Origin of the sequence: uncultured Mucilaginibacter sp. (assembly GCF_903913935.1) — a bacterium.
Lineage (GTDB): Bacteria > Bacteroidota > Bacteroidia > Sphingobacteriales > Sphingobacteriaceae > Mucilaginibacter.
Window position 1 is genome coordinate 1 of sequence record NZ_CAIWNH010000601.1, and the last position, 4,479, is coordinate 4,479.

General features: G+C 41.4%; 3 protein-coding genes and 1 tRNA gene. 2 read left to right on the forward strand and 2 right to left on the reverse strand.

The annotated features are described in order from the left end of the window. On the forward strand, window positions 1–269 hold a 269-nt coding region (locus tag QZY09_RS24585), incomplete at its 5' end, for a hypothetical protein (RefSeq protein ID WP_295677362.1). Window positions 270–791: 522 nt separating this feature from the next. Here QZY09_RS24585 and QZY09_RS24590 read toward each other — a convergent pair. Continuing rightward, window positions 792–866 (reverse strand) — tRNA-Val (locus QZY09_RS24590). Window positions 867–1,126: 260 nt separating this feature from the next. Here QZY09_RS24590 and QZY09_RS24595 point away from each other — a divergent pair. Beyond that, entirely contained in the window at window positions 1,127–1,975 is an 849-nt protein-coding gene (locus tag QZY09_RS24595; RefSeq protein WP_295677366.1) for a ThuA domain-containing protein, read from the forward strand. 101 nt (window positions 1,976–2,076) lie between these two features. On the opposite strand, the gene QZY09_RS24600 is transcribed toward QZY09_RS24595, so the two are convergent. Continuing rightward, entirely contained in the window at window positions 2,077–4,239 is a 2,163-nt protein-coding gene (locus QZY09_RS24600) for a DUF5916 domain-containing protein (protein ID WP_295677368.1), read from the reverse strand. Between the last annotated feature and the right edge of the window lie 240 nt (window positions 4,240–4,479).

Below are 4,479 nucleotides of genomic sequence, written 5' to 3' on the forward strand. Positions count from 1 at the left end.
AGGAAGGACAAATATTTCCGGGAAACGAAATCTGGTTAAAATCGACATGGGGCCTGGACGGTAAAGCCCGGTTCTTTTTCAGTTCCGACGGCTGCAACTATAGGTCTTTTGGCAGTGTTTATCCAATGGCCTGGGAATCCTATCGCGGTGATCGGACGGCCATCTATAACTATAACGATTTAGCTGACACAGGTCATATTGATGTCGATTTTTTTCATTACTACTATACAAAAACAAAATTATCACACAATGGGCTGAAAACGACGTGAAAATAAATAAAAACCCTACAGTTTGCCCCGTCATTTTAACGTGGTTGACTTATATGGACTTCAGCTCAGGCTTACCCGCAGTATATTTATCTGACATTATTCAGTAAAATGAAACGGCAAGATATCAATGGCCAGGTACTTGGATGATGGCCCGGCTGAGGAATTAGAAAATTAGGCGTCAGGCTTTGGAGTGGGCGTTTCGGATGCCATGACCATACGATACCATGCCTAAATGATCACCGTTGGTGTTGAGTAATAAAAAATGTCATTTAATTATTAATCGTTCAAGATGGTCAAGGTGTTCCGGAACGTGTGATCTCAATTTCCGCAATTCGGTAGTCAGCGACTCCGTATTTTCCAGTACCATTGTTATGGTGGTTGCCACAAGCCTGAAATACTTAATCAAATATTACTCAAACCATAAGAAAGGAAAACGATGTCTATGGTGGTATTACACCATATTGGGTAATTGCATAACAAAACAAAAAACCCCTTAGCTATTCACTAAGAGGCTTTATTTTGTGGGAGTTACTGGGTTCGAACCAGTGACCCTCTGCTTGTAAGGCAGATGCTCTGAACCAGCTGAGCTAAACTCCCTTCGTTTTGGGATTGCAAATATAGAAAGTTAGAATTATCCGCCAAAAATTAATTTACTTTTTTTTAAAACAGGTAAAACAATATAGCCAAACTACCTTAGGGTCAATGCTTTAATTTCTAATAAAAGTCATTAAAGCTTTAAACTACCTCGATTTTTGCCCCTCCGGTAAGGGTTTTCTTTTTTAAAACGTACTAAATTCAACTCATTCTTTAAAACATTTATTTACTTTTACCTATACTCATTTCAATATTCTTAGACCATGGCCTCGTCTCAACAGCTAAAAATAAGCGCAGTTACATTATTTGTTTTTTGCCTGTTTTGCCAGTGGCATTTACGCGCCAATGCCCAAATTGGCACGCCAAAATTTAAAGTAATAGCCTTTTACACCGCCCGGGAAGACAAAGCCCATATCAGTTTTGTACACGAAGCCAATGCCTGGTTTCCCCTTATGGCCGCTAAATACCATTTTCAATATGACTCCACCAAAAATTGGAACAATATGAACCCTGAGTTCTTGTCGCATTACCAGGTAGTTGTTTTTTTGGATACCCGGCCCGACAAGCCCTCACAGCGGGAGGCTTTTCAAAAATATATGGAAAATGGCGGTGGCTGGATGGGTTTTCATTTTTCAGCATTTGCACTTACACCATCGGATTTTAACCAGGACTGGAATTGGTATCATGAAAGTTTTTTAGGATCGGGTCAATATGTGAGCAATATCTGGAGGCCGTCATCAGCGATCCTCGATGTAGACAGGAACTTCCCGGCGACCAAATACATGCCAAATACCTTTAAAACCTCGCCGAACGAATGGTACCGCTGGGAACACGACCTGCGTAAAAACCCCGACATTCAGATCCTGTGTTCTATTGATTCTGCCAGCTTCCCGCTCGGCACTGGTCCAAAGCTAAATGAAATACGGCATAGTGGCTATTACCCCGTAGTATGGACCAACAAAAAGTACAAAATGATTTACTTTAACATGGGCCATAACGATATGGACTATGAACATAAGTATGACAATACCGACAAAACTTTATCTTACACCTTCAGCAGCCCTATCGAAGAAAAATTGGTGGTGGATGCACTTCTGTGGTTAGGAAAGTAGGTTTGAAGGGTTGGAAAAGTTACTGACGTTGGAAAAATCCTTCGGCTTTCGGACTTTACTGACCCTGCCTGCAGGCAGGTTTCGGACTTCCCGACTTCCCCCTAATTATTCAGCCAATACGTAAACTTAAACACCAGCATCCGGGTTTTAACATTAAAAGGCCCCGGTAGGTAATTATCAGTATAAACAATAAAGAAATCTGATGCGGGCCTGTAACGGTATTGGATCCGTGTATTGATGTTAAAGTTTTTCCCCTGTTCGTTATACTGGAAATACCCTGTCATGAAAAATTTATTAGTCAGGGTTACATCCACCTTTGGGCCGATAAGCCAAAAAGTATTTGTCCCCCATGGCCGTGGTAATTTTACCGAGCTGACAGTGGTACTCCACAAAATATTAACAATTGGTTGAAACCGGTAGCCAAAATCTGTAGTAAGGCTTATTTTTTGCCCCCCGTCATAATACCCGCCGTCATCAAAGGTAAAATCGTAAGTAAATAACTGCTGCGGCTTAGAGAAGTAAGATAATTCCGCATTGTTCCAGTTACTGACATTGCCAACTGCCAGGAATTTGTGCACATAGTTTGTCGGGTCGAATGGCGCCAGCAGTTTAACGTAATCATGTTCAACCAGGCCAGTTAAAATACTTCTGTCTCTAAAGGTAACCTGGTACGACAGATAGCCGCGGTTATCTGTCGGGTTAAAAGCACCGTCGTAATAATCAGTCAGGTTTATGGTCGGCCCGTGGCTTAATACGGATCCGCCTTTGGGCAAAAACAAATAACCAATATACGGGTTTAGCTTTATATAACCGTGCCGGGGAACATAACCCGTTTCTGCATTGTAATTAGCGCCAACGTCTTCATATTGCATCCCAATTAGCCAGTACTTATCTGCATATTGCACGTTGCCTGCGTTGGTAAAATCGTGGCCCGTTTTACCGGGAGTAAATGATTTCAGGATCAACTCTTTCCCGGTCCACAAATTAGCCGCCGACGCCAGGTTAAATTCAACGCCTGCATTGGTATTAAAACGCGAATTATTGGGCTGACGGGAAGACACAACCGGGTAATTAAAAGCTTCCTTGTTTACAAAAATAAAACCGATGTTTGATCGTGCCAGTATTTTCCGCTGCAAGGCAATTACTGTAAAGTTTTGGGCTGGCATAGTATCGTTACTATTGGTTTGCATGTCCATTACGCCAATACGCCAGTCTTTATCCAGCTTTCCATTGAGCCTGAACCCGCCAATTATGTTGGATTGCAATCCTATCCTGCGCGAGAAAAAAGGCCTGATGCTGGCATAGCCGAAATTATTGAACTGGTCGCCATTTTCTAAAAAGAATTGCCGTGTTTCGGGGTAAAAAAGTTCAAAGCGGCTTAAATTCACTACCTGTTTATCTGCGTCAACCTGCGAAAAATCTGGGTTTAATGTAAGATCAAGGTTAAGCGCCGAAGAAACAGCGATTTTTGCGTCAACACCCCCAGTTATTTTTGCCGCCAGGTTTTTATTGTCTGCATAGTCTTTGCTAAACGATGTTAACGCATAGGGGATGATCGAAACATTAGAACCCGGATCGGGCGGTGGTTTATCCCATAACAAAGTTCCGGTATATGCCAAAGAAGCCGTAGGGAACTGGCGTGGCACCGGGGCCCAGGCTGATTTTTCAGTCGCTTTTAAATCATTCCGGCTGAAGTTGATCCCCCATTCGGTGATCCCTTTTTTATACCTGATGGACTTAAACGGAATGGATGCCTCAAAAACATATTTATCAGGATAATCTTTTACGGTTGAAACCCATTTATTAGTCCAGTTTAGGTCAACATTCCCGCCATTATACATGGTACCATCCCACTCCGCCCCCGCTGCATTGGCGCCGAAAGAATAGCCGTTGGTCTGGTCGTTAAATGTGTCCATAAAAAAAATGAAATTGTCATTTTTCTGAAAGCTAAAATCCCTTTTTAATGATTCCACCATGTTAGGCCCGGGCGGGCCCTTATAACAAATCGCTAACACATAAAGGTTCTTCTGGTCATAAGCCATTTTTACCTCGGTACAAACATTTGCCATTGCCGTATCCATCGGCAAAACCATATAAAAGTTCTGGGCGATGTCAGCATGTTGCCAGGTGTCTTCGTCGGCTATCCCGTCAATTTTCATGGCTGAGGTCGCTTCCCGGATGTGGTAAACGAACCTGCTATTTTTCTTCTGGGCGAGAAGCTGAAGTGCAAAAAAACAAAAAACAAGCGTAATTATGTATTTCAAATCAGGGTTATAATTATGGATTAAATTTATTGTAAATCAATCTTTTTTGCTTCAAAACAGGAAAAAAAAATCATTTTTTACTCATTTTAGATAGTATTTGGTGCTTTTATCTTCATAACAAGCCATTTGAATATAAAACACGCTAATAAAGGCATAATTTGTTGGTAAGTAACCTTTGTTGGTAAGTTTTTGGCATTTTTTAGGTCATTTGTTAAAAAAACTGTTAAAAATCTGTTAAAA

Bases quoted from the DNA above. Each gene is read 5' to 3' on its own strand.
- QZY09_RS24595 (WP_295677366.1), top strand. From the start codon at position 1,127: ATGGCCTCGTCTCAACAGCTAAAAATAAGCGCAGTTACATTATTTGTT.